Here is a 295-nt window from a genome sequence, read left to right on the forward strand (position 1 = left end):
TACTAAGCATATTTTGAAGAAGACAACAGGATCAATACTCTCCTGTCCTTCTTGTCCATAATACTTCTTAGTGGATTTATATAGAAACCGAAAATCAATCGCTTTATCAAGCATTCGGTAAAAATTATGCTCCGGAATCAAGTCGATCAAATGAACTTGATAGAGCATTTTGGGGTTGAGTTCTTTTCTTCCTTGCATGACTAAATTTACAAAAAAGTACTCTTTTAAATGTTGCCTTTTTGTTATCTTTGATGGAGTTGTGCAACAAGCACAGCCGTTTGTAGCAATTGCTAGG

Annotated in this window: 1 pseudogene; it reads right to left on the reverse strand. The window is 35.3% G+C overall.

Going from position 1 to position 295, the window contains the following annotated elements:
* Positions 1-295: pseudogene (locus tag FIA58_RS21365) on the reverse strand (hypothetical protein); the annotation flags it as partial.

It is taken from the genome of Flavobacterium jejuense, assembly GCF_006491595.2.
Lineage (GTDB): Bacteria > Bacteroidota > Bacteroidia > Flavobacteriales > Flavobacteriaceae > Flavobacterium > Flavobacterium jejuense.